This window comes from Candidatus Methylomirabilota bacterium, assembly GCA_035936835.1.
Classification (GTDB): Bacteria; Methylomirabilota; Methylomirabilia; order Rokubacteriales; family CSP1-6; genus AR37.
In genome coordinates this window covers 1-4506 of record DASYVT010000029.1, presented here as the reverse complement: position 1 = coordinate 4506, position 4506 = coordinate 1, and the positions used below count along the sequence as shown (strand labels likewise).

Below are 4506 nucleotides of genomic sequence, written 5' to 3'. Positions count from 1 at the left end.
TGGCTCGTGATGTCGTCGCCGTGGACGCGGATCATCTTGCCGTTGGTGGTGATGACCAGGATGTCGTCGCCCTCGCGGATCTGCAGCATCCCCACCACGGAGCCGTTGCGCCCCTCGGTCTTGATGTCGATGATGCCTTTGCCGGCGCGGCCCTGCAGCCTGTACTCGTCGAGCGGCGTGCGCTTGCCGTAGCCGCGCTCGGTGATCGTGAGCACGGTGGCGCCTTCCTGCACGACCTCGGCGGCGATGACCTGATCGCCCTCCTCGACGTCGATCCCGCGCACTCCGCCTGCTGTCCGCCCCATCGGCCGGACGTCCTCCTCGGGGAAGCGGATGATCGTGCCGGCCTTGGTCGAGAGCAGGACCTCGCGCCGGCCGTCGGTACGCCGCGCGGCCATGACCTCGTCGCCCTCGTCGAGGTCGATGGCGAGGATGCCGCCCGCCCGCGGATGCGAGAAGGCGACGAGCTCGGTCTTCTTGACGGTTCCGCGCTTGGTGGACAAGAAGACGTAGCCGCCCGACGCGAAGTCGCGCACGGGGACGCAGGTCGCGACCATCTCCCCCTCGGCAAGCGAGAGCACGTTGACCATGGCCTTACCCTTGGCCTGGCGGCCGCCCTCGGGGATCTCGTGGACCTTGAGCCAGTGGACCTTGCCCTTGTTCGTGAAGAAGAGGAGGTACGCGTGCGTCGAGGCGACGAACAGATCCTCGACGATGTCCTCCTCCTTGGTCTCCATGCCGGTGACGCCCTTGCCGCCCCGCTTCTGGCTGCGGTACGCCTCCACGTGCGTCCGCTTGATGTAGCCGGAGCGCGTGATCGTGACGACCATCTCCTCGTCGGCCAGCAAATCCTCGATCGTCAGGTCCGCCGTCTCTTCGAGGATCTCCGTGCGCCGCTCGTCGCCGAAGTCGTTCTTGAGCGCCGCGAGCTCGTCCTTGATGATGCCCATCAACCGTTCCTCGGAGGCCAGGATGCCCTTGAGGTCGGCGATGAGCGCCAGCGTCTGCTCGTGCTCCTCCACGATCTTGTGGCGCTCGAGCTGGGTCAGCCGCTGCAGGCGCATCTCGAGGATGTGCTTCGCCTGGATCTCGGACAGGTCGAGGCGCCGAATCAGGGCGTCCTTCGCCGCCTCCGGATGCTCCGCCTGTCGGATCAGCCGGATGACGAGGTCCAGCTGATCGATGGCCTTGCGAAGGCCTTCGAGGATGTGCGCCTTCTCTTCCGCACGCGCGAGATCGTACTTCGTCCGCCGCGTGACAACTTCGCGGCGAAAGGAGATGAACTCGGTCAGCATCTGCTTGAGTGTGACGACCTGCGGCCGCCGGCCGACCAGCGCCAGCATGATGATGCCGAAGGTCGTCTGCATCTGCGTGTGCTTGTAGAGCTGGTTGATGACGATCTGCGGCATGTCCCCGCGCCCCAGCTCCAGCACGACGCGGATCCCCTCGCGGCTCGACTCGTCGCGGCGCTCGGAAACGCCCTCGATCTTCTTGTCGCGGATGAGCTCGCCGATCTTCTCCATCAGCGTAGCCTTGTTCACCTGGTAGGGCAGCTCGGTGACGATGATGGCCTCGCGGCCGCCGCGCAGCTTCTCGACGTGCGCCTTGGCCCGAAGCGTGATGATGCCGCGCCCGGTGGTGTAGGCCTCGCGGATCCCGGCCCGGCCGTAGATGAAGCCGCGCGTCGGGAAATCCGGCCCCGGGATGACCTTCATCAGGTCGTCGACCGTGACGTCGGGGTTCTCGATCAGCATGACGAGCCCGTCCACGATCTCCGTCAGATTGTGCGGCGGGATATTGGTCGCCATGCCGACGGCGATTCCCGAGGATCCGTTAACGAGCAGGTTCGGGATCCGGGTCGGGAGGACGACGGGCTCCTGCTCGTTCTCGTCGTAGTTGGGAACGAAGTTGACGGTGTCCTTGTCGATATCCGCGAGCATCTCGTGGGCGATCTTGGCCAGCCGCGCCTCGGTGTAGCGCATCGCCGCCGCCGGGTCGCCGTCGATGGAGCCGAAGTTGCCCTGCCCGTCCACCAGCGGATACCGAAGCGAAAACTCCTGCACCATCCGCACGAGCGTCTCGTAGATGGCCGAGTCGCCGTGCGGGTGGTACTTGCCCATGCAATCGCCGACGATGCGCGCCGATTTCTTGTAGGGCCGGTTCCAGGCCACCCCGAGCACGCTCATGGTATAGAGCACGCGCCGGTGCACCGGCTTGAGGCCGTCGCGGATGTCGGGCAGCGCCCGGCCGACGATGACGGACATGGCGTAGTCGAGGTACGACCTCCGCATCTCCTCTTCGATCGGGACCGGGGTCAGGCGCTCTGGGCTCATGCGAGTTCTTGGAGGCTAGATGTCGAGGTTAACCACGTCGAGGGCGTTCTTCTCGATGAACTCGCGCCGCGGCTCGACGGCGTCGCCCATGAGGATGGTGAAGATCTCGTCGGCGCCGACGGCGTCATCCATGGTCACCTTGAGAAGGGTGCGCGTCTCAGGGTTCATGGTCGTCTCCCAAAGCTGCTCGGGGTTCATCTCGCCGAGCCCCTTGTAGCGCTGGAGCGAGACCCCTTCCTTGGCGAAACCCATGATCGTCCCGATGAGCTCTTCCAGCGTGCGCGTGGTGACTTCCTTGCCGCCGTCGTCCACCACGGTACACGGCCCCTTGTGGAGGGCCGCAATCTCGCCGTGGCAGTCGAAGAGCTGTCCGTAGTCCGGCGACTTCAGCAGATCCGGGCTGAACGCGACCGGATGCGGCCCGGCGACCTGGATGACCGCGGCGTCGCCATTATCCCCGCCCGCAAGCCGCGCGCTCCACCCTTCGATCTCGCCCGCGACCTCGACGACCGCCGCGCCGATCTCGGTGTCGCCCACGCCGCGCTTGGTGCCCTTAAACTTCTTCCTCAGCAGCCCGTCGAGGATGGCCGGGGGCACGCCGCGGCGCGCGAACTTGGCGAAGAGCCTCCGGAACTCGAGCGCGCGCTTGAGGGCCTCGAGTAGCGCCTCCTCCTTGAGCGGCTGGGTCTTGCCAGGGATCTTCACGGTCGCCTTCTCAACCCACTGGGAGAGAAGGAACTCCTCCATCTCGCGCTCGCTCATCAGGTACCGCTCGGCCTTGCCCTTCTTAACCTTGAAGAGCGGCGGCTGGGCGATGAAGAGCCGGCCCGCCTCGAGGATCGCCACCATGTGACGGAAGAAGAAGGTCAGCAGAAGCGTCCTGATGTGCGCGCCGTCCACGTCGGCGTCGGTCATCAGGATGACCTTGTGGTAGCGGAGTTTGGAGATGTCGAATTCTTCGGGCCCGATTCCCGTCCCCAACGCCGAGATCAGGAGCCGGATTTCCTGGTGCGAGAGGACCTTGTCGTAGCGCGCCTTCTCCGCATTGATGATCTTGCCCCGCAGCGGCAGCACGGCCTGGGTCTTCCGGTCGCGCCCCTGCTTGGCCGAGCCGCCGGCCGAGTCGCCCTCCACGAGGAAGATCTCGCGGAACTGCGGATCCCGCTCGGAGCAGTCGGCGAGCTTGGCCGCCAGCCCCTCGTCGTCGCGCCCGCCCTTGCGCGTGAGCTCCCTCGCCTTGCGGGCCGCCTCACGCGCCTGCGCCGCGCGCACGCACTTGTCGGCGATCTTCCGCGCCGTCGTCGGGTCTTCCTCGAAGGCCTCGGCCAGCCGGTCGTTGACGATCTGCTGCACCAGGCCTTTGACTTCCGAGTTCCCGAGCTTGGCCTTCGTCTGCCCCTCGAACTGGGGATCCGGGATGCGTACCGAGACAACGGCCGTCAGGCCCTCGCGCACGTCATCGCCCGTGACCGCTCCTTTGAAGGTCTTGAGGTAGCCCTGCGCCTGGGCGTAGGTCGATATCTGGCCCGTGAGCGCGGCGCGGAAGCCCGTCAGGTGTGTCCCGCCCTCGCGCGTATTGATATTGTTGGCGAAGGAGAAGACGTTCTCCTGGTAGCCGTCGTTGTACTGCAGCGCCACCTCCACCTCGATGTTGTCCTTCTTGCCTTCGAAGAAGAGCACCTTGGGGTGGACGGGCGTCTTGTTCTGGTTCAGGTGCTTGATGAACTCGATGATGCCGCCCTTGTAGAGGAACGTGTGCGTGCGCTCGTCCCGCTCGTCCTCGATGACGATCTTGAGGCCCTTGTTGAGAAAGGCCATCTCGCGCAGGCGATTCGACAGCGTGTCGAAGGAGAACGAAGTCTCCTCGAAGATCTTCGAGTCGGGCTTGAAGCGAATGAGGGTGCCGTGCTTCGAGGTCTTCTCGCCCGGCGCGAGGTCGCCCTGGGGCGCGCCATACTCGTACCGCTGCGTCCAGACCTTGCCGCCCCGCCGGACCTCGAGCTCCAGCCACTCGGAGAGCGCATTGACCACCGAGATGCCGACGCCGTGCAGGCCGCCCGACACCTTGTACGCGGAGTGCTCGAACTTGCCGCCGGCGTGGAGCACCGTGAGGACCACCTCGGCCGCCGATTTGCCCGTTTCCTTGTGCGTGTCCACCGGGATACCGCGCCCG

2 protein-coding genes are annotated in these 4506 nt (G+C 65.8%); both read right to left on the bottom strand.

The window, feature by feature from the left end:
* Positions 1-2333 (bottom strand): DNA gyrase subunit A (gene gyrA / locus VGV06_02710; protein HEV2054066.1); only part of this gene is annotated, 2333 nt, incomplete at its 3' end.
* Between the two features lie 15 nt (positions 2334-2348).
* Positions 2349-4506 (bottom strand): DNA gyrase subunit B (locus VGV06_02705; GenBank protein ID HEV2054065.1); only part of this gene is annotated, 2158 nt, incomplete at its 5' end.